22 protein-coding genes are annotated in these 23,597 nt (G+C 69.5%); 15 read left to right on the top strand and 7 right to left on the bottom strand.

Features of this window, described 5'->3' with window-relative positions:
* Window positions 1-15 precede the first annotated feature (15 nt).
* The gene (locus OG251_RS33830; protein ID WP_326680668.1) at window positions 16-825 is read left to right on the top strand and encodes an SAM-dependent methyltransferase; all 810 of its coding nucleotides are present in this window, start codon (window positions 16-18) and stop codon (window positions 823-825) included.
* An 88-nt stretch (window positions 826-913) separates the two neighbouring features.
* Here OG251_RS33830 and OG251_RS33835 read toward each other — a convergent pair whose 3' ends face one another.
* Window positions 914-1,330, bottom strand: coding sequence for a cupin domain-containing protein (locus OG251_RS33835; protein WP_326680669.1), 417 nt, complete (start codon window positions 1,328-1,330; stop codon window positions 914-916).
* Between the two features lie 53 nt (window positions 1,331-1,383).
* Here OG251_RS33835 and OG251_RS33840 point away from each other — a divergent pair, with 53 nt between their 5' ends.
* The 4 genes from OG251_RS33840 to OG251_RS33855 all read left to right on the top strand — a co-directional run bounded on the left by OG251_RS33840 (window position 1,384) and on the right by OG251_RS33855 (window position 4,505).
* The gene (locus OG251_RS33840; protein ID WP_326680670.1) at window positions 1,384-2,349 is read left to right on the top strand and encodes a GlxA family transcriptional regulator; all 966 of its coding nucleotides are present in this window, start codon (window positions 1,384-1,386) and stop codon (window positions 2,347-2,349) included.
* A 108-nt stretch (window positions 2,350-2,457) separates the two neighbouring features.
* Window positions 2,458-2,907 (top strand): YchJ family protein, encoded by a 450-nt coding sequence (locus OG251_RS33845; RefSeq protein ID WP_326680671.1) that lies wholly within the window; start codon window positions 2,458-2,460, stop codon window positions 2,905-2,907.
* A 43-nt stretch (window positions 2,908-2,950) separates the two neighbouring features.
* Complete coding sequence (locus OG251_RS33850) at window positions 2,951-3,535, top strand: GNAT family N-acetyltransferase (protein ID WP_326680672.1); 585 nt, start codon at window positions 2,951-2,953, stop codon at window positions 3,533-3,535.
* A 4-nt stretch (window positions 3,536-3,539) separates the two neighbouring features.
* Window positions 3,540-4,505 carry a hypothetical protein gene (locus tag OG251_RS33855; RefSeq protein WP_326680673.1) on the top strand — a complete coding sequence of 322 codons (966 nt, stop codon included), beginning with the start codon at window positions 3,540-3,542 and terminating at the stop codon, window positions 4,503-4,505.
* A gap of 2 nt (window positions 4,506-4,507) precedes the next feature.
* On the opposite strand, the gene OG251_RS33860 is transcribed toward OG251_RS33855, so the two are convergent.
* Together OG251_RS33860 and OG251_RS33865 are read right to left on the bottom strand one after the other, a co-directional pair.
* Window positions 4,508-6,598, bottom strand: coding sequence for an MDR family MFS transporter (locus OG251_RS33860; protein ID WP_326680674.1), 2,091 nt, complete (start codon window positions 6,596-6,598; stop codon window positions 4,508-4,510).
* Between the two features lie 55 nt (window positions 6,599-6,653).
* Entirely contained in the window at window positions 6,654-7,481 is an 828-nt protein-coding gene (locus tag OG251_RS33865) for a hypothetical protein (RefSeq protein WP_326680675.1), read from the bottom strand.
* A 79-nt stretch (window positions 7,482-7,560) separates the two neighbouring features.
* Between OG251_RS33865 and OG251_RS33870 the strand changes: the two genes are divergently transcribed.
* Window positions 7,561-8,829: a cytochrome P450 gene (locus OG251_RS33870; RefSeq protein ID WP_326680676.1), complete on the top strand. Its 1,269-nt coding sequence runs from the start codon at window positions 7,561-7,563 to the stop codon at window positions 8,827-8,829.
* A gap of 84 nt (window positions 8,830-8,913) precedes the next feature.
* On the opposite strand, the gene OG251_RS33875 is transcribed toward OG251_RS33870, so the two are convergent.
* The 4 genes from OG251_RS33875 to OG251_RS33890 all read right to left on the bottom strand — a co-directional run bounded on the left by OG251_RS33875 (window position 8,914) and on the right by OG251_RS33890 (window position 12,414).
* Window positions 8,914-10,128 carry an acyl-CoA dehydrogenase family protein gene (locus tag OG251_RS33875; protein WP_326680677.1) on the bottom strand — a complete coding sequence of 405 codons (1,215 nt, stop codon included), beginning with the start codon at window positions 10,126-10,128 and terminating at the stop codon, window positions 8,914-8,916.
* Between the two features lie 4 nt (window positions 10,129-10,132).
* Entirely contained in the window at window positions 10,133-10,606 is a 474-nt protein-coding gene (locus OG251_RS33880; protein ID WP_326680678.1) for an SCP2 sterol-binding domain-containing protein, read from the bottom strand.
* Window positions 10,607-10,707: 101 nt separating this feature from the next.
* Window positions 10,708-10,971: a hypothetical protein gene (locus tag OG251_RS33885; protein WP_073719813.1), complete on the bottom strand. Its 264-nt coding sequence runs from the start codon at window positions 10,969-10,971 to the stop codon at window positions 10,708-10,710.
* Window positions 10,972-11,199: 228 nt separating this feature from the next.
* A complete protein-coding gene (locus tag OG251_RS33890; protein WP_326680679.1) occupies window positions 11,200-12,414 on the bottom strand; it encodes a helix-turn-helix domain-containing protein in 1,215 nt (404 codons plus the stop codon).
* A gap of 810 nt (window positions 12,415-13,224) precedes the next feature.
* Between OG251_RS33890 and OG251_RS33895 the strand changes: the two genes are divergently transcribed.
* The 9 genes from OG251_RS33895 to OG251_RS33935 all read left to right on the top strand — a co-directional run bounded on the left by OG251_RS33895 (window position 13,225) and on the right by OG251_RS33935 (window position 23,596).
* On the top strand, window positions 13,225-14,157 hold the full coding sequence (locus tag OG251_RS33895; protein ID WP_326680680.1) for a hypothetical protein: 933 nt from the start codon (window positions 13,225-13,227) through the stop codon (window positions 14,155-14,157).
* Window positions 14,158-14,466: 309 nt separating this feature from the next.
* Window positions 14,467-15,135, top strand: a complete 669-nt coding sequence (locus OG251_RS33900) for a hypothetical protein (RefSeq protein WP_326680681.1) — start codon at window positions 14,467-14,469, stop codon at window positions 15,133-15,135.
* A gap of 392 nt (window positions 15,136-15,527) precedes the next feature.
* Window positions 15,528-16,985, top strand: a complete 1,458-nt coding sequence (locus tag OG251_RS33905) for a DUF6801 domain-containing protein (protein WP_326680682.1) — start codon at window positions 15,528-15,530, stop codon at window positions 16,983-16,985.
* Window positions 16,986-17,600: 615 nt separating this feature from the next.
* Window positions 17,601-18,587: an ABC transporter ATP-binding protein gene (locus tag OG251_RS33910; protein WP_073719808.1), complete on the top strand. Its 987-nt coding sequence runs from the start codon at window positions 17,601-17,603 to the stop codon at window positions 18,585-18,587.
* Window positions 18,584-19,435: an MlaE family ABC transporter permease gene (locus OG251_RS33915; protein WP_326680683.1), complete on the top strand. Its 852-nt coding sequence runs from the start codon at window positions 18,584-18,586 to the stop codon at window positions 19,433-19,435. Before OG251_RS33910 ends, OG251_RS33915 begins: the two co-directional genes overlap by 4 nt.
* Window positions 19,436-19,438: 3 nt before the next feature.
* Complete coding sequence (locus tag OG251_RS33920; RefSeq protein WP_266812051.1) at window positions 19,439-20,242, top strand: MlaE family ABC transporter permease; 804 nt, start codon at window positions 19,439-19,441, stop codon at window positions 20,240-20,242.
* Complete coding sequence (locus OG251_RS33925) at window positions 20,242-21,552, top strand: MCE family protein (protein ID WP_326680684.1); 1,311 nt, start codon at window positions 20,242-20,244, stop codon at window positions 21,550-21,552. Before OG251_RS33920 ends, OG251_RS33925 begins: the two co-directional genes overlap by 1 nt.
* Window positions 21,549-22,580, top strand: coding sequence for an MCE family protein (locus OG251_RS33930; RefSeq protein WP_326680685.1), 1,032 nt, complete (start codon window positions 21,549-21,551; stop codon window positions 22,578-22,580). The genes OG251_RS33925 and OG251_RS33930 overlap by 4 nt, the downstream gene beginning before the upstream one ends.
* Window positions 22,577-23,596, top strand: a complete 1,020-nt coding sequence (locus OG251_RS33935) for an MCE family protein (protein ID WP_326680686.1) — start codon at window positions 22,577-22,579, stop codon at window positions 23,594-23,596. The genes OG251_RS33930 and OG251_RS33935 overlap by 4 nt, the downstream gene beginning before the upstream one ends.
* The last annotated feature ends 1 nt before the right edge of the window (window position 23,597 follow it).

A 23,597-nucleotide genomic window follows, 5' to 3' on the forward strand; every position in this document is an offset into this window, starting at 1 on the left:
GTTACGGAGCGTGCCATGACCGGGCAAGACCCCCAGTCCATCGAGATCGACACCAGCAAGCCGCATCCCGCGCGGATGTACGACTGGTTCCTCGGCGGCAAGGACAACTACCCGGTCGACGAACAGATGGCCCGGCAACTGCTCGTGCTGGACTCCCGCGGCCGTGACATGGCACGAGTCAACCGGGCGTTCATGCACCGGGCCACCCGCTGGCTGGCCGAGCAGGGCGTGCGCCAGTTCCTGGACATCGGCACCGGCATACCGACCGAGCCGAACCTCCACCAGATCGCCCAGCAGGCCGCCCCCGACGCGCGCATCGTCTACTGCGACAACGATCCGATCGTGCTCGCCCACGCCGCGGCCCTGCTGCGTTCCACCTCGCAGGGGGCCACCGAGTACATCCAGGCCGACGCGCGGGAGCCGGCGGCGATCCTGGCCGAGGCGGGAAAGGTCCTCGACTTCGACAGGCCGATCGCGCTGTCGCTGCTCGCGCTGCTGCACTTCCTGGACGACGAGGACGGCGCCGCGGAGCTCGTCGACCGTCTCGTGGGACAACTGGCCCCCGGCAGCTATCTCGTCCTCTCGCACACCACCGGTGACTTCAACCCGGAGGGCGCGGCGCAGGCGCGTGCCATGTACAAGGCGCGCGGGATGACGCTGCGGCCACGCACCCGTGCCGAACTCACCGCGTTCTTCGACGGACTCGACCTCGTGGAGCCGGGCGTCTCGCTCTCCGCCGACTGGCACCCGGAACTCGGCGAGGTCATCGAGGTCCCCGGCGACGAGCCGATCCCCGGATACGCGGGCGTCGCCCGCAAGCCCTGACCGCGCCCGCCACCGTCACCGCCGCCCAGGGGCCGGGGGATGCCCCACGGCGATCGTCGTCGCCGGCGGCCACCCGGTCCTCGTGTGTTCAGAGCGCGAGCGCGTGACCGGTCGTCGCGTCCACATGGGCGGGGACCTCGTCGTGCGCGTCGCCCACCGTCGACGTACCGGACGGCTCGAAGAGCATGATCGAGGCGCCGTCCGCCGACGACGGCCGGTGCCAGATCCCGCGTGGGACGACGAACACCGCACCGCGCTCCAGCGTGACCGCCCGCTCGCCGCCCTCCTCGCGCAGAGCGATCTCCAGAGCCCCCTCCAGCACCAGGAAGAACTCGTCCGTGTCCTCGTGGACATGCCACACATGCTCGCCGCGCACCTTCGCGGCCCGCACGTCGTAGTCATTGACGCGGGTCACGATGCGCGGGCTCCACAGCGCGTCGAAGGTGCTCAGCGCGTCGCTCAGCAGGATCGGGTCCGTGGCGGGGCCTGTCGTGTCATCGCTCATGCCCACCATCGTGCCGTTCGACCCCCGGACCGGGGGAGTGATAGGAATCGCATATGGCGAAAGAATCCTCTCACCGGGTCGTCATGATCGTCTCGGCCGGTTCCAACCCCTTCGAGATGAGCGTGGCCACCGAGATCTTCGGTCTGCGCCGCCCCGAGCTGACCGTTCCCTGGTACGACTTCGCGCTCTGCGCCGCGACCCCGACGGTCCGTATGCACTCCGGCTTCTTCCGGCTCACCGGCATCGCCGGGCTCGACGCCGTGGACCGCGCCGACACCGTGATCGTGCCGAACCGCCCCGATCCCGAGGCCGCCGCCGACCCGGCCGTCCTCGACGCCATCCGGCGCGCCGCCGCACGCGGCGCCCGGCTGGTCAGCTTCTGCACGGGCTCGTTCACGCTCGCCGCCGCCGGAGTGCTGGACGGCCGGCGCGCCACCACGCACTGGCGGTGGGCCGACACCTTCACCGCCCGCTACCCCCAGGTGCGTCTCGACCCCGACGTCCTCTTCGTCGACGACGGGCAGATCATCACGGGCGCGGGCAGTGCCGCCGCTCTCGACACCGCCCTCCACCTGGTGCGCAGCGACCACGGCGCGGAGATCGCCGCGGCGGTCGGCAGGCGTCTGGTGTTCACGGCGCACCGCGACGGCGGCCAGCGTCAGTTCGTCGAGCACCCCGTGCCCGAGGTCCCCGACACCTCGCTCGGCCCGCTCCTGGAATGGGCCGGAGCGCACATCGGCGCCGCCCTCGACGTGCCCGGACTCGCCGCCCGTGCCGCCGTCAGCCCCGCCACCCTGCACCGCCGCTTCCGGGCCCAGCTCGGCACCACCCCGCTGGCCTGGCTGACCGAACAGCGCGTCACCCTGGCCTGCCGCCTCATGGAGCGCGGTGAGGAACGCCTCGACGTGGTCGCCCGCACCAGCGGACTCGGCACCGCGACCAATCTGCGTACCCAGCTCCGCCGCCGTACGGGCCTGACCCCCACCGAGTACCGCCGCCGCTTCACCCCGGCCCCCTGAGCGGATGCCGCACCGGGCGGCAACCGGCCCGATGCCGCCCCGGCCCCGTGTCCCGATGAACCACCGGGTGACAGCCGGACCCCACGCCGCACCGGTCACAATGGACCCATGTCACGACGCACCTCCCGAACGCGGCGGCCCGCCACCGCCGCACCGCAGGCCCCACGGATCACCCCCACCTCACCCTGCCCGTGCGGCCTGCCCGCCGCCTACGGGGACTGCTGCGGCCCCCTGCACTCCGGAACGGCCGCCGCCCGCAGCTGCGAAGCGCTGATGCGCTCCCGGTACACGGCCTTCGTGGTCCAGGACGCGGCCTACCTGCTGCGCAGCTGGCACCCCGACACCCGGCCGCCCGCCGTCGACTTCGACCCCGCGATGCGCTGGGTGCGGCTGGAGATCCTGGACACCACGGAAGGCAGCGCCTTCCACACGACGGGCACGGTCACCTTCCGGGCCCACTACACGGACGACGGGCGGCCCGACTCGCTCCACGAGCAGAGCCGCTTCGTCCGCCACCAGGGTGCCTGGGTCTACGCGGCAGCCGTCTTCGTCGACTGAAAAGCTGTTCACGGTGGTGCCGACGGCCCCGTACGATCCGCGCATGAACGAGGATGCCGAGCAGCCGGACACCGTACGGGAGCGCTTCTGGCGGGGCCGCACCGTGGCCTTCACCCCGATCGAGCCCGACGACGCCGGGCTGATCCAGCACTGGCGTTCCGACCCGGTCGCCGCCCACGAGACAGGCATCTGGCCGGGTGCGCTGCACGAACTCCGCGAACGCATCGAGGGCTGGATCGACGACCGGACCCGTGACGACTTCCTCGTCCTCCTCCCGGACGGCACCCCGGCCGGCCACATCTCGCTCAGCGACGAGGACTTCGTCGACGGCACCGCGGAGGCGTATCTGCTGCTGGCCCCCGAGCACCGGGGCCAGGGGTACGCCGCCGACGCCCTGGCCGCCCTGACCGATCTGGCCTTCGGCGAACTGCCGCTGCAACGTATCGAGGCGGTCACCCACACCGACAACACCGCCGCGCTCGCCGTCCTGGCCGGCGCGGGCTTCGTCCGGGAGGGCGTACGCCGCTCCGCATGCCTGCACCGGGGCCGCCGCTACGACAGCGCGCTCCTCTCGCTGCTCCGCGAGGAGTGGGAGGCGCAGAGCCGCCCCCGGTCCTGGGAGCACTGACGCCGTGGCGACCCCGACGGTCCGGGCGCGCCGCGCCCCGCTGACCGGTGCCGACGGCGCCTGGGCGGGACTCCTCCTGGACGTCGGCGGACGGCCGACGCCCGCACTCGGCGTGCGCACCGCGGAACGCCGGATGCTCCTCACCCAGGGACCCGACCCGCTGCTGTTCGCCGCGGTGACCCCGGACCACTGCGGCGTGGACTTCTACCGCACCGACGGCTTCCGCCCGGTCCTGCCGCCGCTGCGGGCGGAGACCGCACGCCGATACGGGGGCAGCGCCCGGCGCTGGGCGTATCACTTCGCCGACGGGCTCGTCGACACGGCGTGCGGCCCCCTGCACGACGGCCGCTGGGTACTCGGCCGCGAGGCCGCCTCGCACCACTGGAACCGCTGGTCCCGGCCGCCCGGCGAGTACTGGCGGTCCCTGCTGATCGAGGGCCACCCCAGCGGGGAGATCGACTGGTTCGTCCACAACGGTTCGTGGGAGCTCCTGCCGCTGCGCGCCCTGCCGGAGGCCGACGACGCCCGCGTCAAGGCGTACCGCAAGCAGGCCCGCGAGGGCATCCTGCCGCCCGTGCTGCTGTGGTGGGTCAGCGGACTCGACTGCTTCGCCGTGCTCGACGGTCACGCCCGGCTGGCGGCGGCCCTCGCGGAGTCGGTGGAGCCGACGCTGCTCGATCTCCACCGGACGGTGCCGCAGGACGAGAAGGACTCCGGTACGGCGGCGGCCGTCGCGGCGTACGAGAGCGAACTGGAACGGTTCTCCTGGCTGCGGGAACGGATGGGGCCCGGCCGCGGAAGCCGGGTGCCCGACGGCGCGCGGGTCGCCGGACCGCTTCTGGCCACCCGGCTCCGGGAACTCCACTCGGCTCGCCGGCCCACCTGGGCATGGCCCCTGCCCGGCGGCACCGCGGAATGGCGGCGCCTGCTCCGCGACCACCGGGCGGGTGGCGACCACGAGCAGGGCTGACGTCAGACCGGGGCGCCCACCCGCGTCGCCCCCCTCGCCCGCGCCGCCGGGGACAGCTCCTGGGCCAGGTCCTCCGCCAGGAGCCGCTTGGCGATCACATCGACGGCCGCCCGCAGCTGACGGTCGTCCGGCCGGGCACCGTCCTCGGCCAGCCGGGCGTTCAGCCAGTGCCCCCAGGCGCCGGAGATCGTCGCGGCCTCACGGCGGCCCGCCGCCGTGTGGGTGAACAGCCGGCCGTCCCCGGTCAGATAGCCCTCCTCGATCATCCGGTCGAAGACCGGCACCAGCACCTCGGGCGGGATCCGGTGCCGGGTCGCGATCAGGCCCAGGCCCGCGTGGCCCACCATCCGGGTGAACAGATCGACCTGCATCACCGCCCACGCCCCGGCCATGTCGAGCCGGGTGTCGGATTCGGCCACGATCCGGCGCGCCGTGTCGGGACCCGCGTCGTGCAGGATGGTGGCCACGGCGAATTCGAGCAGCTTCGCCGAGTCCCCGGTACTGGGCTGGGCGAACCCCTCACCCATGTCCGTCGATCCGGCGCGCGCGGAGTCCCGCAGCTTCACCTGCTTCAGGAAGAGCGCCACGACGAACCCGATCAGGGCCACCGGCACCGTCCACAGGAAGACCGTGTGCAGGGTGTCCGCGTACGCCTGTGCCAGGGGCGCCGACTGCGCGCCGGGCAGGGCGTGCAGGGCCTGCGGGTTCTGCGAGGCCTTGACCAACGTCGCGGGATCACCACCCGTCCGTGCCGCCTCGGCGACGCCCCGGGCCAGGTTGGGCTTGAGCGAGTTGGCGTAGATCGTGCCGAACACCGCCGTGCCGAAGGCGCTGCCGAGCGTACGGAAGAAGGTCACGCCCGACGTGGCCGTGCCCAGGTCCGCGTAGTCGACGGTGTTCTGCACGGCGATCGTCAGCACCTGCATGGACAGCCCGATGCCGAGCCCCAGCACCAGCATGTAGAGCGACTCCAGCCACACCCCGCTCTCCGGTCCCATCCGGGAGAGGAGGAAGAGCCCGACGGCCATGATCATGGAGCCGATGATGGGGAACAGCCGGTACTGGCCGGTCTTGCTCACCACATTGCCGCTGAAGATCGAGGCGATCAGCAGACCGATGACCATCGGCAGCGTCCGCACCCCCGACAGCGTCGCCGAGTCCCCGTCCACGTACTGGAGATACGTCGGCAGGAAGATCATCGCGCCCAGCATCGCGAAGCCCACGATGAAACTGAGGATCGAGCAGACCGTGAAGACCGGATTGCGGAACAGCCGCATCGGCAGCATCGGTTCCCGCGCCCGTGTCTCCACCACGCAGAACAGCGCCAGGGCGACGAGGCCGCCGATGAACAGACCGATGATGACCGGCGAGCCCCAGGCGTACTCGTTGCCGCCCCAGCTCGTCGCCAGGATCAGGGCGCTCGCCCCCACCGTGACCAGCGCGATGCCGAGATAGTCGATGACCGGCCGGCCGGCCGCCTTCACGGACGGAATGTTCCGGGCGGCGGCGATGACCACCACGATCGCGATCGGCACATTGACGTAGAACGCCCAGCGCCAGGTCAGATGGTCGGTGAACAGCCCGCCCAGCAGCGGTCCGATGACCGTGGAGATACCGAAGACGGCCCCGATCGCCCCCTGGTACTTGCCGCGTTCCCGCAGCGGGATCACATCGGCGATGAGCGCCATCGACGTCACCATGAGACCGCCCGCGCCGATGCCCTGCATGCCGCGCCAGATGATCAGCAGCAGCATGTTCGACGCGAGACCGCAGAGGAACGATCCGGTGATGAAGATGATCGCCGAAACCTGGAAGACCAGTTTCCGCCCGAACAGGTCACCGAACTTGCCGACCAGGACCGTCGCCACCGTCTCGGCGAGCAGATACGCGGTGACCACCCAGGACATATGGGAGGCGCCCCCGAGGTCCGAGACGATCGTGGGCAGGGCCGTTCCCACGATCGTCTGGTCCAGCGCCGCCAGCAGCATCCCGAGCACGATCGTGGCGAAGACGATATTGCGGCGGCGTCGGTCGAGTACGGGCGGCGCGGCGGCACTCTGCGCGGCGGGGGCGGTCTCGCTGGCAGTGGTCACGCTTGCACCCTCACACCGGCCCGCACCGACCGCATGCGGACCGAGGCCGGACGGGTCAGGCCGGCAGCGCCCGCAGAGAGCTCTTCAGCCGGGCCACGAACGCCTCCTGGACCTCCTTCGCCACCCGGTCGAGCGAGAGATACGGATTGAGGTCCTCCAGCTCGACGAGCAGCAGTTCACCCCGGGCCGTCCGGCAGGCGTCGACCCGCTGCACGCCGTGGGCGAGACTGTTCCACGCGATGAAGCGCCGGGCGAACTCCAGATCCGCCGAGCTCGGCGCGTACGGCTCCAGCTCCCACCGCCGCTCGGGGTGCGGGGCGTACAGCGCGTACTGGAAGTCGTGATCGACGAAGTAGAAGGACACCTCGTGGCGGAAGTCGATCCTCGGCTGGACGAGCAGCGTGCCGTCTGCCCCCTCGGGCAGCGCGGCCTCCCGCAGGAACCGCAGCCCCACCGAGTCCGCCCCCAGCTTCGGCTTCACCACGTACTCGTCCGCCCGGGGCAGGAGCCCCAGATCCGCAGCCCGGTCCACGGTCGGGATCACCGGATACCCGGCACGGCTCAGATCGACCAGATACTGCTTGCCCGCCATGTCCCCGCGTCCGCCGAGCGGGTTGTACCTCCGGGTCCCCAGCTCCCGCGCCCGCGCGCAGAACGCGTCGTACGCCTCCTGGTAGTGCAGAACCGGGCCACTGTTGCGTATGAGGACCGTATCGAAACCGGCCAGCAGCGCGGCCGCGTCCCGGGGGTGACACAGCGCGACGTCGAACTCCTCGCGCAGCCGGGAGCTCAGGAATATGTCCTCGTCGCAGTAGCGGCGACCGCGCGCCTCGTAGGTGAGATCGGTGACCAGGAGGACGGAGGGCCGCGGACCGGCAGACATGGCGTTCCCCAGAGGGTGTGTGGACGGACGGATGATCAATAGCCTTGACGGCGTTGCCCGTTCCCGACCCTGGAGCATCATGACCACCGCGCCGCAGGAGCCGACCGCATCGCACGCGTCGTCTTCGCCCGACATTCTCTCGCCCGCCTTCGCCGCCGATCCCTACGGGGCCTACCGGACCATGCGCGCCCATGCGCCGCTGATCCGGCACGAGGCCACGGACAGTTACCTCATCTCCCGGTACGAGGACGTCGAGCGGGTCTTCAGGGACAAGGCCGGCGAGTTCACCACGGACAACTACGACTGGCAGATCGAACCGGTCCACGGCAGGACGATCCTCCAGCTCAGCGGCCGGGAGCACGCCGTACGACGGGCCCTGGTGGCGCCCGCCTTCCGGGGCAGGGAGCTCCAGGAGAAGTTCCTGCCGGTCATCGAACGCAATGCCCGCGAGCTGATCGACGCCTTCCGGCACTCCGGCGAGACCGACCTCGTCGAGGCGTTCGCGACCCGCTTCCCCGTCCTGGTCATCGCCGACATGCTCGGCCTGGACAAGGCGGACCACGACCGGTTCCACGCCTGGTACACCACGGTCATCGCCTTTCTGGGCAACCTCGCCGGGGACCCGGACGTGGCGGCGGCCGGGGAGCGCACCCGCCAGGAATTCGCCGCGTACATGATCCCGGTCATCCAGCGGCGCCGGAGCGCGCCCGGCGACGACCTCCTCTCCGCGCTCTGTGCCGCCGAGGTCGACGGCGTACGGATGAGCGACGAGGACATCAAGGCGTTCTGCAGTCTGCTGCTCGCGGCGGGCGGCGAGACCACCGACAAGGCCATCGCCTCGATCTTCGCCAATCTGCTCGGCCACCCCGAGCAGCTCGCGGCGGTACGCGAGGACCGCTCCCTCATCGACCGGGCCTTCGCCGAGACCCTGCGCTTCACCCCGCCGGTGCACATGATCATGCGGCAGACGGCGGTGGAGGTGGAGCTGAGCGGTGGCACGGTCCCGGCCGGTGCCACCGTCACCTGTCTGATCGGCGCGGCGAACCGGGACGAGTCCCGCTACCGGGACCCCGACCGCTTCGACATCTTCCGCACCGATCTGACCGGCACCACCGCGTTCTCGGCGGCGGCGGACCATCTGGCGTTCGCGCTCGGCCGGCACTTCTGTGTGGGTGCGCTGCTGGCCAGGGCCGAGGTGGAGGCCGGGGTGAACCAGTTGCTCGACGCGATGCCGGACGTGCGCCTCGCGGACGGTTACGTCCCGTCGGAACAGGGAGTCTTCACCCGTGGGCCTACCTCGCTGCCGGTGCGGTTCACCCCGGTCGGAGCCCGACCGGACCGGGGGTGACCGAGGGGCCGGGCCGGGCCGGTCGGCGCGGCGAGCCGCCCGGTGACCCCATGGGCGTACCGGGCGGCACGGTGGCCGTCCCTCTCAGCGGATGTGACGTCCGGAGATCGCCCGCGCGATGACCAGTCGCTGGATCTCGCTGGTCCCCTCGAAGATCGTGTAGATCTTGGCGTCGCGGTACATCCGCTCGACCGGGTGTTCCCTGCTGTACCCGGCGCCGCCGAGGATCTGGATGGCCTTCTCCGTTGCCGAGACCGCCAGTTCACCGGCCCGCAGCTTGGACATGGAGCCCTGGCCCGCGTCGAAGGTCCGGTCGTTGCGGGCCATCCAGGCGGCCTGCCAGATCAGCAGGCGTACGGCCTCGATCTCGGTACGGAGGTCGGCGAGGGCGAACGCGATCGACTGGTTCTCGATGATGGGGCGGCCGAACGCCTCCCGCTCCCCGGCGTACTCCAGCGCGTACTCGTACGCCGCCCGCGCGATGCCGAGCGCCTGCGCGCCGACGGTGGGGCGGCTGACCTCGAAGGTGGCCATCGCCGCCTGGCCCTTGGCGGTGCCGCCCTCGCGGGCCCGCGCGAGGCGTCTGTCGAGCCTCTCCTTGCCGCCGAGCAGACAGCGGCCGGGTATCCGTACGTCGTCGAGGAACAGGTCCGCCGTGTGCGAGGCGCGCAGCCCCAGCTTCTTGACGGTGCGGCCCGCCACCAGGCCCTCGGTTCCCGCCGGGACGATGAACGCGGCCTGTCCGCGGGAGCCGAGCGCCGGGTCGACCGAGGCGACGACGACATGGATGTCGGCGATCCCGCCGTTGGTGATCCACGCCTTCTGGCCCCGGAGCACCCATTCGTCGCGGGCCTCGTCGTAACGGGCCCCGGTGGCCATGGCGGAGACGTCCGACCCGGCCTGGGGTTCGGAGACGCAGAAGGCCGCGACCTTGGGGTCGTCCGCGTCGCCGTAGCACTGCGGCACCCACTCGGCGAGCTGGTCGGGCGTGCCGGAGGCGAAGATCCCGGCGACGGCGAGCGAGGTGCCGAAGAGTGCCATGCCGATCCCGGCGTCGCCCCAGAACAGTTCCTCGTTGGCGATCTGGAGGGAGAGCCCCGTCGGGTCCCCGTACATGTCCGCCAGCGATTCGAAGCCGTAGAGACCGATCCGGGCCGCCTCCTGGATGACGGGCCACGGGGTCTCCTCCCGGGCGTCCCATTCGGCCGCCGCCGGGCGGACCACCTGGGCGGCGAAGCCGTGCACCCAGTTGCGCAGGTCCTGCTGTTCCTCGGTCAGGGCCAGGGAGAAGAAGCTCATCGGCTCAGACCTTCGGGATGTCGAAGTAGCGGGTGAGCCCCGAGGCCAGGCCGACATCACCGGCGATCTTCAGCTTGCGCATCATGAACATCGTCACGGGGTTGCCGTTGCCGGAGACGAGCCGGAGGAATTCGGCGTCCGCCATGACGAGTGTCGTGCGGGGCTCGGCCTCCGAGCGGCCCCGGGTGATCTCGCAGGTTCCCCCGGCGATGGCGGTCTCGAAGATCTCGTCGCTCTCGCCCGTGATCTTCCAGCGGATGAGGGCCTTGAGCTGTCCCGCCGCCGCCGGGCGGAACTGCTGCTTCATCCTGCCGAAGACCTCGTCGAGGATGCGGGTGCGCAGGGGGCCGCGCATCACCTCGCCGAGCTGACCGGCGGACAGGCCCTTGACGATCCGTGCGAACTCCTCGGGGGAGACGGCCGAGAAGTCGAGCCCGGCCAGTTCGTCCGTCAGGTTGCCGCTGCTGTTGTCGGCCACGCCAGTTCCTTACTCTGAAGTAAACTTACTTTTGAGTAAGGTAAGGGCCGTCCCGTCGCTCCGCAAGCGGTCGGTGCGACCGGGCGGACGGCGGCCACCGGTCACCAGGTGGAGCCCGGACGCACCGCCAGCCGGGGGTGATGGGCGGCGAGCACCTTGTTGGCGCGGGCCAGTTCGGCCAGCGCCTGTTCGCGGTCGGCCTGGTCCTCGATCCCCAGGCGCGGCCCGCGGAACCGGCGGACCTCACGGGCCGCGCAGTCCGCGTCGAACTCCGCCTGGAGGATGTGCGGTGGGATGCAGGAGCCGATCAGCGCGGCGACCCGGTCCGGGATCGGGACGGGGACGAGCAGGTGCGAGGCGGTCATGGGGGGGTTCCCTCTCGGATGGTTGGCCAGGAGGCGGTGCCGGGATGCGGCCGCCTGGTGGGCGGCCGGCTCCTCCATGTCTACGGGACGAGGTTCCGGGTTTCTCGTTGGATACGTCTCCGTGTCGCAACCGTTTGGGACTGACCGTCTATTTCGCCTTACCCGCCGGTAAGTTGATCTGCGGCGCCGATCGTGCATCTGCCCCGAAGGGCGGGAGCGCGCGCCCCTTCAGGCGGGTGGGGCGTCGCTGCGGGCACGCAGTCGCAGTGCGCGCAATACCGCTTCCGTGGAGAACCGGCTCTCCGGGTCGACCAGTTGGTCGCCGAAGATGTTCTCCAGATTACGCATGCGGTAGCGGACGGTCTGCGGATGGACATCGAGCAGTTCGCCCATCTGGGCCGCGGTGCCGCGGGTGTCGAGCCAGATCCTGAGCGTCTCGATCAGCCGTTCGCGACGGTTGACGCTGATGGCGGCGACCGGGGCCAACTCCCGCTGGGCGAGCTGGTCGAGAAGGGCCGGGTCGGACAGGAGCCACAGGGTGATCAGGTGGTCCTCGCACCGGATGAACGGTGCGTCGTCGATCACGCCCGTGTCGACGAGTTCGAGCACCCGGCGGGCCCAGCGGATCGAGTCCGAGGCCAGGGCGGTCGGGACGGTCAGCCCGATCGCGGCGCGCGCGGTGGGCAGGGCCTGTTCCAGCATGGATCTTCGTGCGTCGTCGATCGGCCCGGGAATCAGTAAGTGCGGCTGCGGATCGCTGAGATCGGACAGGACGTCACGGTCGGCGCAGAGCCGGTCCAGGCCCACCGGGGCTCGTACGGCGATCAGGGTGACCTGCTCGGGCAGGGCCCAGCCGGTCTGCTCGCACAGGTCGGCGATGGCGCTGCGGGGCACCGGGCGGCCGGCGAGGATGAGGTGCAGAAGGCGGCGGCGCACGGCCTCGCCCTGCTCGCCGGACTGGGACTGCACCTCCAGGAATCCCTCGCGGGAAAGGGATTCCAGCTCATCGACATAGGTGAAGAGCGCGTCGGCGAAGCTCAGCATGAGCGTGGGGGAGAGGTGGTAGCTCTGCCCGACCTTCTTCGCGCGCCGCAGCGCGACCCTCGCCCCGAGGCGATAGGCGCCCTGGAGGGTGTCCATGCTCCTTCCCTCGTACGCCTCGAACCGTCCGAAACGACGGCACATGTCGTCGCGGAGGGTGGTGGAGGCGGAGGGCTCGGCCACCAGGTCGACGAACGAGGAAAGGCTCTGCTCCACGCCCACGCGTATGGCCAGTCCGTTCGGGCCGTCGAGCAGCCGGGCGTATTCCGGGTACGCCCGCGTGACTTCTATGCCGATTTCCTTGATGAGACTGGGAAGTTCGGGCCGCATCATCGCGGCGAATTCCTGGGGGAGGGGCCCCAGGGGGTCTTCGGTATCCAACGGCTGTATGAGATGTGGCATGCGTGTCCCCTTGCTCTCGGCGCCCGGTGGTGGGGTGAGGCGGTGGGGGGAGGCGCTCCCACGAACCGACAGGTGCGTACCAAGTCCGCGATGAAGATAGACCAAGTCACGGGCACTGCCCACCTCTTCGACAAGATCGGAGTGCAGGGGGCACACATCTCGGCCGTGTTGTGGTGCTGCGGTGCAGGTGGGGCGGACTGCTCACTTTCGGACAATGTATTTCGGCCGCTTGCTCGGCGGCCGACAAGAAACTCAATTCGCCGCCGGCGCGGATCGGGCCAAGGGCTCCGGAACACCCGGCGGGCGTACGGGATTCGGCGGGTGCGGGGGCGCTCACCACGGGGAACGCGAACCGGGTGTCCGCGACGGCCGCTGCCGGAGGGTGCGGGAGCCGTGCCCGAGCGCGGGATCGAGGCGCCGGCCTCCGGGCGCCGCCGTACACCGGCCCGGTGTGCGCGACCGGCGGGATTCCTGCCCCGCGGAACCGCGCCCGGTCCCATAAATGCGCACCACTTGATAAAGCGGAACCGTTGCTGTGCTCATTTCCGGATCAAAATCCGTGCTCTGTAAAAGATCTTAGACGGACGGATTGTGTCGCCCTGTTTCTCGCGAGTAACATCACGCCTCGGTCAATTCGGGCATGAAATCTGCCTGAAATTTGATGCTCAGACCTTTCGTTCTTCCGGTCCACCACGATGCACCGCGGACGTCGAGCTGCCGACGCACGCCACCTCCACGTCCGGGCATTGCCGAAACCGATCAACTCCGTGGACAAGGCCGTCACCGCGGCGGCAGTCAAGAGGGGACGACATGAGATCCGCTTCCACCAGAACGCGTGTGGGGCTGCTCGCAGCCTTCACGGCGTTCTCCGCCCTGCTCTCCACCGGCTCGGCCACCGCGGCGAGTCAGCTGAACGGCCACTGGGCGCCGTTCAGCCGCTGCCCGGTGGACGCTCCCGCCATGCTCGCGGCGGACGGCGTCAACGACGTCGCCACCTGTATCTCGTCGAGCTCGGCCAGCGGCTCCATCAAGCTCGGCAAGTCGCAGGTGCCGACCGGCAACAGCGACCTCCAGCTCGGAGTGATCCAGCACAGTGACGGAACCACCACCCTGGTCCCCCCGTCCGACGGTGCGCTCATCGCGGATTCCGCGGAAATCCCCGGTGGGCTGCTCGGTCTCATGTGCCCGAACGGCATCCCCGTCATCTCGGGCATCTGCAAGCAGCTCACGGACAACAACCTCAACCGGGTGACGGCCACCATCGAACCGGCCGGGGCGCCGCGCGACTTCCACATGGCAGGGGCCTTCTCCACCGGTCAGCCGATTCTCACCATCCCGGTCCGCATCCACCTGAAGAACCCGTTCCTCGGGGACAAGTGCTACATCGGCACCACGGCGAATCCGGTTCTGCTCAAGCCGCAGAACCTGACCCAGCCCACGCTCTCGCTCCAGCGGTTCGCGGCGAACGGGGCCTCGGACGAGGCGGGCGAGATGGGCCGGTACACCTTCGACAGCGCCGATCAGGGAGACGCCACGTTCGCCGTCCCGGGTGCCAGCGGCTGCGGGGCCGGGCTCCTGGACTGGGCGGTGAACCTCAAGACGGGGCTGCCGTCGGCCGCCGGCAACAACAACGTGGTCCTCGACAACACCTCGACCTACTTCGCCAGTCCCTACACCCCGGCGAGCCTCGCGCCGAACGAGGGCAAGGAGCTCTCGCGGTTCTGGCACTCGGCGCTGAAGTAAGAACCGAAGAGCGGAACGGAATTCTGCACCAACTCTTCTCAACTCGGAATTGGCGCAGTAAAGTACCGGTCAGTAGTCATTGAGTCATCAAATGGATCGGCATCAATTCGGGAACCGGAAATCGAATGCCTGGCACGATCGTTGCCCGGGAGAGCCGCCTGATCAAGGCATCGATAGGTTCACGTACAGCTGTATCCCCTTCGTTCGCGAACGGGAGTACTTCCCCAAGAAATCCGTGCCGGACAGTGGAGTGCCCTTTCGGGTGCAAATTCCGCCGGCCCAATTCCCCAACGGGACAGGAGAAGTTCCATGCTCAAGAAGACGCGTATGCTCGCCGCAGTCGGTGCCGCCGCCGCCGCGGTCGCCCTGGCCACACCGTCCGCGATCGCCGGACCCACCGCCGCCTGGACCATCGCGCCGGCCGGAGCGTTCACCGGCACGGCCGGTGTCACGACCCTGACGGACAACGTCGGCAACGTGATCCAGTGCGCCACCGCCTCCGCCAACGGCACCGCCTCCTCGCCCGTCGCCGGGCCGGTCCTGGCCCAGATCACCGGCGCCTCGTTCAACGCGCCGTGCACCGGTCCGTTCGGCAGTACCTGGACCGTCACGGCCACCACCCCCTGGACGCTCAACGGCAACACCCCGGGCGGGTACGCCGCGGGGGGCGGCACCAACGGCACCGGAAAGACCACCGGCTGGATCGGCGGCATCAGCGCCACCGTCACCGGCTCCAGCGTCCTCGGCCCGTGCACCTTCAAGGTGACCGGCACGGTGGACGGCGCCTACAACAACCCGAGCGCCGGAGGCGCCAACGGCACGCTGGCCGTGGCTCCGGCCGCCACCAGCCCCCGTCTGCTGACCATCGGCAGCAAGGTCGGCGGCGGCTGCGGCATCGTCGGCGCGACGGCGACCTTCAAGGGCACGTACAACGTCGTGGCCGCCGTGGGCGGCTCGCCCGTCATCAGCTACAGCTGATCCGCGGGCGGGAATCGCTCGGGTCCTGTCGCATCGCCCGAGCGCTCCGGCCCGGCCGCGGTATCCGCGGCCGGGCCGGACCCGTCGGTGAAGGGCGCCGGAATACTCATCAACTGATAAAAGAGCCCGCGTTTCTTGTCACTCTTCTCGTGTTCTCGCCCCGGTCCGGAAGAGCCGGGCGCGAACCGCTTCCCAATCCTCTCGGGCGCCGCGTAGCGTACCGACCGGTAAGCGGCCGTGGACGCCTGCGGAGACCCGGTCAATTCCCCTGGGACGCACGTCATTTCCTCGTTTCGGACGGCCGTGCGGGTCCGAGGCATTCCCGGTGCAACGCGCAACGGCCGCCCGCCCCTGGGCGATCTTGTACATTCGAGTCCGGAAGGCAGAGAAGCATGGCAGCCAATGCACGTCCGGCCCCCGGCCGCACCGCGCGGATGACCGCGGGCGGCCTCCTGGTCGTCGCCGCCACCTTTCTGCCGGGTGCCCAGTCGGCGGCCGACGGACAGCGGACCGAGGCCGTCATCGACTACGACTGCCGGTTCCCCTCCGGCAGCCGCGCGGTGACCGCCGTCGTGGCCGCCGGATATCCGGCGGCCGGCACGGTGGGCGACCCCGTCGCCGCCCGTGAGGTGACGGTCGGCCTCGACCTGCCGCGCGGAGTGCTGGGCGAACTGGAACAGCTCGATGCCACCGCGGTCTCCGCCCTGGCCCAGCTCGCGGTCCTGTACACCGACTCGACGGACTCGGCCAAGGCCGACTGGTCCGGTCTGGCGGCCCCCGCACAGGACATCACGGGCCGGGAGAGCGTCACGCTGGAGGCCGCCGGGCCGGTCCCGACAGCCACCTTCGGCTCACCCGGCAGAGCCACCCTGTCGGCCTCCGACCTGACCCTCACACTGAGCCCGCTGAAGGCGGACGGCTCACCCGCCGAACCGGCCGGCATCGACGTGACCTGCCGTCCCGTGCCGGGAGCTGACACCGTCCTGGCCTCACTGCCCATCAGCGGCACCCCGACGGAGGAACCCGTCGAGCCGCCTCCGGCCGACCCCGACCGCGACGACACGCTCCCGCCCGATCAGCGGGAGAAGCTGGACGACGCGCGCCGGGAAGCCGGCCGGGCGCAGGAGGGGAGCGAGGGCGACGTCGAACCGTGCCCCTTCTCGATGCAGCTCCCGACGCCCTCCGAGGCGTACGTGGCGGGGTTCACCAACGTCAAGAAGCTGAACGGTGCGGCGCTCCTGGGGCCCGCCCGCACGAACGTGACGATGATGATGAACTACACCAACGACCCCTGCCTGAAGACCGTGCGGGTACTGAGCGGCGCGGAGTTCGAGCACGAGGGAAAGCGGCAGCTCCCGCCGTCCCGGGGCACGTTCCTCTCGTTCGGGTTCATGCCGACCACGGCGACGATGATCCTGAGCCAGGTCGGCCCGACGGCCAACATCGACTCCCTCACCATCAACGACCTCATCGTCGACCCGCGATACCCCGAATACACCACCATCACGGCCAAGTTCGAACTGCGCGTCAAGGACGTCAAGGTCAACGGCGTGCCCCTCGACGTCGGGCCGAACTGCCGGGCGTCCAAGCCGATCGACCAGACGCTGAAGGCATTCGGGACGACCTACCCCCGCGCCGGATACACCGTCCAGTACGGCGGAACCATGGACGGAAACACCTATATCCCGGCCTTCGAGGGATGCGGCGTCGGGGAGGACCTGGATCCGCTGCTCACCGCGTCCATCTCGGGCGGCGGGAACTACATCAAGATGACCCAGGCACCCCTGTGCGTGTCCACGAACCCGGACGGCCCCGACTGCCCGCCGAAGGTGCCGAAGCCGGAGCGGTGACCTCCGCCCCGACCTCCGTACGAACCGTCCCATGAGCCCTTCCGGTGGCACCTCACCGGAAGGGCTCATCGGTGTGGAATCGGCGCGGAAGAGCCACGTGGCGGGCGCAGCGCCGGCGGATGTCTCCCGCGTCATTGGCGAATGGGTCCTCACTTTTTCACAGGTTTCGCGCGCCGATTACTCACCTCCGGACAAGTATTCGCGGCCCCGCAATCACCTGGCAGAAAGTTCCGTATCCGGTATTGCGCAGTCAGGTTACTCGGCCGTAGCGTCCCGGATGAGCGACTCGGAACCCCTCGGCACCTGCTCGTTCGGCGTTCGTGGATTCCCGTTCGCATGCACGGTGCGGCGAATCGGCAGGTCAGGGCCCCGGCTCGGGCGCCGAATCGTTTGCGCACTGTGCGACAAAAGCGGGGGGCGGATTTGTCATCGAGTGACAAGTGATCCACTTCCAGCGCCTCGTTCGCCGATTTCCGCTGTTCAACTGCTTGTCCTGGCGGTTTCGACGGACATAACGTGCGCCTCCTGGTGCACGTGTGACGAGCCGCCATTGGATTTCTCAGAGCCGGAGCGCAGACAGATGACTACGTTCACGACCACTTCGAAGGAGGGCCGATGGGAATCGAAGTAGTCGTCGAGGGCCTCACGAAGTCCTTCGGCAAACAGAACATCTGGCAGGACGTCAGCCTCACCCTGCCCGCCGGTGAGGTGAGCGTGATGCTCGGCCCCTCCGGCACCGGAAAGACCGTCTTCCTGAAATCCATCATCGGACTGCTCAAGCCCGAGCAGGGGCGCGTCCTCATCAACGGCGTCGACATGGTGAACAGCCCCGAGCGCGAAATCATGGAGACCCGGAAGCTGTTCGGGCTCATGTTCCAGGACGGCGCGCTCTTCGGCTCGATGTCGCTCTTCGACAACATCGCCTTCCCACTGCGTGAACACACCCGCAAGAAGGAATCCGAGATCCGCCGCATCGTCATGGAGCGGATCGACGTCGTCGGACTTCTCGGTGCCGAAGGGAAGCTGCCGGGCGAGATATCCGGCGGTATGCGCAAGCGCGCCGGCCTCGCCCGCGCCCTCGTCCTGGACCCGCAGATCATCCTCTGCGACGAGCCCGACTCCGGACTCGACCCGGTCCGCACCGCCTTCCTCTCCCAGCTCCTCATCGATCTCAACGCGCAGATCGACGCGACGATGCTCATCGTCACCCACAACCTCGACATCGCGGCGACCGTCCCCGACAACATGGGCATGCTGTTCTGCCGCAATCTCGTCACCTTCGGCCCGCGCGAGGTGCTGCTCACCAGCGACACCCCGGTCGTCTCCCAGTTCCTCGCCGGACGCCGGGAAGGCCCCATCGGGATGTCCGAGGAGAAGGACGCCGCCACCCTCGCCGCCGAGCAGCGGGACAGCAGCGCCGCGCCCGCGACCGGGCCGCGCACCGTCGTCCCGCAGCTGGAACCCTCGCCCGGCATGCCCGTACGCCAGGGGGCGCTGCGCCGCCGGGAGCGGGTCATGTCGATGATGGGCCAGCTGCCGGAGGCCGCCCGTACGGCCATCATGAACAGCTACTCGCCGGCCGCGGGCGGGGTGCGCCCGTGACGGCCCCCATGCCGGTACGGCCCCCGGAGCCGCCCACGACCGGGGAGTCCGCGCCCCGACCGCCCGGGAACAAGCCCCCGACACGGCTGCTCGCCCCGCTGCGGGAGACCGGGAAGCTGTTCGCGCTCGGCCTCGCGGTGAGCCGGGCCATCTTCCGCAGACCCTTCCAGGTACGCGAGTTCATCGAGCAGTTCTGGTTCGTCGCCAGCGTCACCATCCTGCCCGCCGCCCTCGTCTCCATCCCGTTCGGCGCGGTCATCGCCCTCCAGGTCGGCTCGCTCACCCAGCAGCTCGGCGCGCAGTCCTTCACCGGTGGCGCCAGCGTGCTGGCCGTCATCCAGCAGGCCAGCCCGATCATCGTGGCGCTGCTGATCTCCGGAGCGGCCGGATCGGCCATCTGCGCGGATCTGGGCTCGCGCAAGATCCGCGAGGAGCTCGACGCGATGGAGGTCATGGGCGTCTCGCCCATCCAGCGCCTCGTCGTCCCGCGGGTCCTGGCGACCATGTTCGTCGCCGTCCTGCTCAACGGGCTGATCTCCGTCGTCGGCACCCTCGGCGGCTACTTCTTCAACGTGATCATGCAGGACGGCACGCCGGGCGCCTATCTGGCCAGCTTCTCCGCCCTGGCCCAGCTGCCCGACCTGTACATCAGCGAGTTCAAGGCGCTGATCTTCGGCTTCATCGCGGGGATCGTGGCCGCCTACCGGGGCCTGAACCCCAGGGGCGGTCCCAAAGGGGTCGGTGACGCGGTCAACCAGTCCGTCGTCATCACCTTCATGCTCCTGTTCTTCGTGAACATGGTCCTCACGGCGATCTACCTCCAGATCGTCCCCGCGAAGGGGAGCTGACCGATGTCGATGCTCAGCTGGCTCGACAGATCGGGCGACCAGCTCACCTTCTACGTACGGGCACTGGTGTGGATCCCGCGCACCCTGCGCCGCTATCTGAAGGAGGTGCAGCGCCTCCTGGCCGAAGTGGCCTTCGGCAGTGGGGGCCTCGGTGTCATCGGCGGAACCATCGGCGTGATGATCGCGATGACCCTCTTCACCGGTACGGTCGTCGGCCTCCAGGGATACGCGGCGCTCAACCAGATCGGCACCTCCGCCTTCACCGGCTTCATCTCCGCCTACTTCAACACCCGTGAGATCGCGCCCCTCGTCGCCGGTCTCGCACTCTCCGCCACCGTCGGCGCGGGCTTCACCGCCCAGCTCGGGGCGATGCGGATCAACGAGGAGGTCGACGCCCTGGAAGCGATGGGCGTGCGGTCGATGCCGTACCTCGTCACGACACGGATCATCGCCGGGGTCGTCGCGATCATCCCGCTGTACGCGATCGGGCTGCTCTCCTCGTACGTCGCCTCCCGCTACATCACGATCTTCTTCAACGGCCAGTCGGCGGGAACGTACGACCACTACTTCGATCTCTTCCTCTCCCCGGACGATGTGATCCTGTCGGTGCTCAAGGTGCTGATCTTCAGCGTGCTGGTGATCCTGGCCCACTGCTACTACGGCTTCCACGCCAGCGGAGGCCCCGCCGGGGTGGGAGTGGCGGTCGGCCGGTCGGTGCGCAACGCCATCGTGCTCATCAGCGTCACCGACTTCTTCCTCTCGCTCGCCATCTGGGGCGCCACGACGACGGTGAAGGTGGCCGGCTGATGAATGCCCGCAGCAGCACCCGGACGGTCCGTCGCAGACTCGCCGGAGTCGCCTTCCTGCTCGTGCCCGTCGTCCTGGTGTGGGTGTCGGTCTCGGTGTACGAGAAGGACTTCACCGACAACGCCACCGTGACCGTACACACCGGTTCCGCCGGGAACGAGATGCACGACAACGCCGATGTGAAGCTGCGCGGAGTCGTCATCGGCCAGGTGCGCCACATCGCGTCCGAGGGCGACGGAGCCCGTCTCACCCTGGACATCGAGCCCGGCAAGCTCGGGCAGATCCCCGCCGACGTCACCGCGCAGATGCTGCCCACCACGCTCTTCGGCGAACGGTTCGTGGCCCTCGTGCCACCACGCATCCCCTCCGACCGGACGCTGCGGGCCGGGGCGGTGATCCCGCAGGACCGCTCCAGCAACGCCATCGAACTGGAACAGGTCCTCGACAACGTGCTGCCGCTGCTCACCGCGGTGAAGCCGGAGAAGCTGTCCGCCACGCTCAACGCCGTCGCCCAGGCGCTTGAGGGCCGGGGCGACAAGCTCGGCGACACACTGGTCACGCTCGACGCCCACCTGAAGAAGTTCAACCCCCAACTCCCCACGCTCAACGCCGACATCAAGGAACTCGTCAAGGTGAGCAAGGTGTACGGGGACGCCGCGCCCGATGTCCTGGACGCGCTGACCGACTTCACCACCACCAGTGGCACCATCGCCGACCAGCAGGCGGAGCTCGCCGACCTGTACGGGGCCACCACCGCCACCGCGCAGGACATCACCTCCTTCCTCCGGGCGAACAAGGACAACCTCATCAGGCTCTCCGCGTCCGGCAGGCCGACGCTCGAAGTCCTCGCGAAGTACTCGTCCTCCTTCCCCTGCACGCTGCGCACCGTGGCCGGGTTCGTGCCCGCCATGGACAAGGCCCTGGGCAAGGGGACCGATCGGCCGGGCCTGCATGTCAGCGTCAAGTCCGTCCCGTCCAAGGGGAAGTACGTGGCGGGCAAGGACACCCCGGTCTACGACGCCGACGGCGGCCCGCACTGCTACTCGGTGCCCTACGTCGGCAAGCACGTACCCACCGCCGATGCCCGAAAGGCGCAGGCCGTCACCCCCGACGGCGCCGCCGGCCGGGACGCGGCAGCAGGCCCCCCGGCCGAGGACACCGCCCTCGGCCTGCCCAACTCGCCGCAGGAGTCCCGGCTCGTGAACGAACTGGTCGCTCCCTCACTGAAAGTCCAGCCGCAGACCCTGCCCGACTGGAGCAGCGTGCTCATCGGTCCGGCCTTCCGCGGTGCGGAGGTGAAGCTCAAGTGAATCGCCGCTCCCTCGCGGGACCGCTCACGAAATCGATCGTCTTCATCCTGGTGACAGTGCTGGCCACCACCGTGCTGGGGCTCTCCATCGCCAATACGGGGGTCGGGGACACCACCACGTACAAGGCGAGGTTCACCGACGCCACCGGGCTGATCGAGGGGGACAGCGTCCGGATCGCCGGGGTCAAGGTCGGCCAGGTCGAGTCCATCGAGGTCGCCGACAAACGGCTCGCCGAGGTGTCCTTCGCCGTGCGCAAGAGCCGCAAGCTGCCCGCCTCGGTGACCGCCTCCATCAAGTACCTCAACATGGTCGGCCAGCGCTACATCGACCTCGACCAGGGCGCCGGCCGGGTCGGGGCGAGCTTCGCCGCAGGAGACACCATCCCGCTCGCCCGCACCACCCCGGCCCTCGACCTCACCCAGCTGTTCAACGGCTTCCAGCCGCTGTTCGAGGGGCTGTCCCCGCCGGACGTCAACCAGCTCGCCGGGTCCATCGTCCAGGTGCTCCAGGGCGAGGGCGGAACCGTCGACAGCATCCTCCAGCACGTCGGTTCGCTGACGAGCACCGTCGCCGCGAAGGACAAGGTGATCGGCGAGGTGATCAAGAACCTCAATACCGTCCTGAAGACGGTCAACGACCGGGAGGCGGGCTTCAACGACCTCGTCGTCACCCTCCAGAAGCTCGTCACCGGCTTCTCCGGTGACCGCAAACCGCTCGGCGATGCGGTGACGGCGATGGGCGCCCTCACCACGGTCACCGCCGGTCTCTTCGAGGACGGCCGCAAGCCGCTCAAGGACGACATCAGGCAACTGGGCCGCCTCTCCGACCGGCTGGGCGACAACACACCGAAGATCGAGAACTTCCTGCAGAAGACGCCGGCCAAGATGGAGGCGATCAGCCGCCTCACGTCCTACGGATCCTGGCTCAACCTCTACCTCTGCGAAGCCAAGGTCAGCGGGGTCACGACCGACGACGGCAGCGCGCCGCCCACCGGCATCGCGATCACCCAACCGAGGTGCCTGGCATGAGAATCACACCCATCCGGGAACGCAACCCGGTCGCCGTCAGCATCGTCGGACTCCTCGTCCTGACCCTCATCGGTCTCGCCGCCTACCGCGCGGACTCGCTGCCCTTCATCGGCGGCGGCACCACCTACAGCGCCGACTTCACCGAGTCGGCCGGGCTCACCGACGGCGACGAGGTACGGATCGCCGGAGTGAAGGTCGGCGAGGTCACCGGCGTCTCCCTCGACGGCCCCAAGGTCAAGGTCGACTTCCGGGTGAAGGACGCCTGGATCGGCAACTCCTCCACGGTCGGCATCGCCATCAAGACGCTGCTGGGCGAGAAGTACCTCGCCGTCGACCCGCTGGGCAACGCCCCGCAGGACCCGGACGCGCGCATCACCGCGAGCCGCACCACCTCCCCGTACGACGTCACCCAGGCGTTCAACGGCCTGGGCGAGACCATCGGGGAGATCGACACCGCCCAGCTCGCCAAGAGCTTCGAGACGATCTCCGCCACCTTCAAGGACTCACCCCCCGACGTACGCAGCGCCGCGGACGGCCTCTCCGCGCTGTCGAAGACGGTCTCCGAGCGCGACGCCCAGCTCGCCACCCTCCTCCAGGGCAGCAAGCAGCTCACCAGGACCCTCGCCAACAAGAAGAGCAGCTTCGAAACCCTGCTGGAGGACGGCAATCTGCTCCTCGGCGAGATCCAGGCGCGCCGCGACTCCATCCATCTGCTGCTCACCGGCACCAGGAACCTCGGCACCCAGCTCACCGGGCTCGTCGAGGACAACGAGAAGCAGCTGAAACCCACCCTGGACTCGCTCGGCCGGGTCACCGCCGTCCTGATCAAGAACCGCAAGAGCCTCGACAAGGTACTGGCCATGACCGGGTCGTACAGCCGCCTCATCGGCAACACCCTCGGCAGCGGGCGCTGGTTCGACAACTACGTCTGCGGGGTCGTCCCGAAGAACTACCTGCCCGCCGGCACGCCCCCGGCGACCGGATGCATGCCACCCAAGCAGCAAGGCGGCCGCTGAC

Source organism: Streptomyces sp. NBC_01237 (genome assembly GCF_035917275.1).
Lineage (GTDB): Bacteria > Actinomycetota > Actinomycetes > Streptomycetales > Streptomycetaceae > Streptomyces.

What these genes read in the sequence shown, in the direction of transcription:
- OG251_RS33830 (WP_326680668.1), top strand. Translation starts at nt 16, where the DNA reads ATGACCGGGCAAGACCCCCAGTCCATCGAGATCGACACCAGCAAGCCG.
- OG251_RS33835 (WP_326680669.1), bottom strand. Translation starts at nt 1,330, where the DNA reads ATGAGCGATGACACGACAGGCCCCGCCACGGACCCGATCCTGCTGAGC.
- OG251_RS33840 (WP_326680670.1), top strand. Translation starts at nt 1,384, where the DNA reads ATGGCGAAAGAATCCTCTCACCGGGTCGTCATGATCGTCTCGGCCGGT.
- OG251_RS33845 (WP_326680671.1), top strand. Translation starts at nt 2,458, where the DNA reads ATGTCACGACGCACCTCCCGAACGCGGCGGCCCGCCACCGCCGCACCG.
- OG251_RS33850 (WP_326680672.1), top strand. Translation starts at nt 2,951, where the DNA reads ATGAACGAGGATGCCGAGCAGCCGGACACCGTACGGGAGCGCTTCTGG.
- OG251_RS33865 (WP_326680675.1), bottom strand. Translation starts at nt 7,481, where the DNA reads ATGTCTGCCGGTCCGCGGCCCTCCGTCCTCCTGGTCACCGATCTCACC.
- OG251_RS33870 (WP_326680676.1), top strand. Translation starts at nt 7,561, where the DNA reads ATGACCACCGCGCCGCAGGAGCCGACCGCATCGCACGCGTCGTCTTCG.
- OG251_RS33875 (WP_326680677.1), bottom strand. Translation starts at nt 10,128, where the DNA reads ATGAGCTTCTTCTCCCTGGCCCTGACCGAGGAACAGCAGGACCTGCGC.
- OG251_RS33885 (WP_073719813.1), bottom strand. Translation starts at nt 10,971, where the DNA reads ATGACCGCCTCGCACCTGCTCGTCCCCGTCCCGATCCCGGACCGGGTC.
- OG251_RS33890 (WP_326680679.1), bottom strand. Translation starts at nt 12,414, where the DNA reads ATGCCACATCTCATACAGCCGTTGGATACCGAAGACCCCCTGGGGCCC.
- OG251_RS33895 (WP_326680680.1), top strand. Translation starts at nt 13,225, where the DNA reads ATGAGATCCGCTTCCACCAGAACGCGTGTGGGGCTGCTCGCAGCCTTC.
- OG251_RS33900 (WP_326680681.1), top strand. Translation starts at nt 14,467, where the DNA reads ATGCTCAAGAAGACGCGTATGCTCGCCGCAGTCGGTGCCGCCGCCGCC.
- OG251_RS33905 (WP_326680682.1), top strand. Translation starts at nt 15,528, where the DNA reads ATGGCAGCCAATGCACGTCCGGCCCCCGGCCGCACCGCGCGGATGACC.
- OG251_RS33910 (WP_073719808.1), top strand. Translation starts at nt 17,601, where the DNA reads ATGGGAATCGAAGTAGTCGTCGAGGGCCTCACGAAGTCCTTCGGCAAA.
- OG251_RS33920 (WP_266812051.1), top strand. Translation starts at nt 19,439, where the DNA reads ATGTCGATGCTCAGCTGGCTCGACAGATCGGGCGACCAGCTCACCTTC.
- OG251_RS33925 (WP_326680684.1), top strand. Translation starts at nt 20,242, where the DNA reads ATGAATGCCCGCAGCAGCACCCGGACGGTCCGTCGCAGACTCGCCGGA.
- OG251_RS33935 (WP_326680686.1), top strand. Translation starts at nt 22,577, where the DNA reads ATGAGAATCACACCCATCCGGGAACGCAACCCGGTCGCCGTCAGCATC.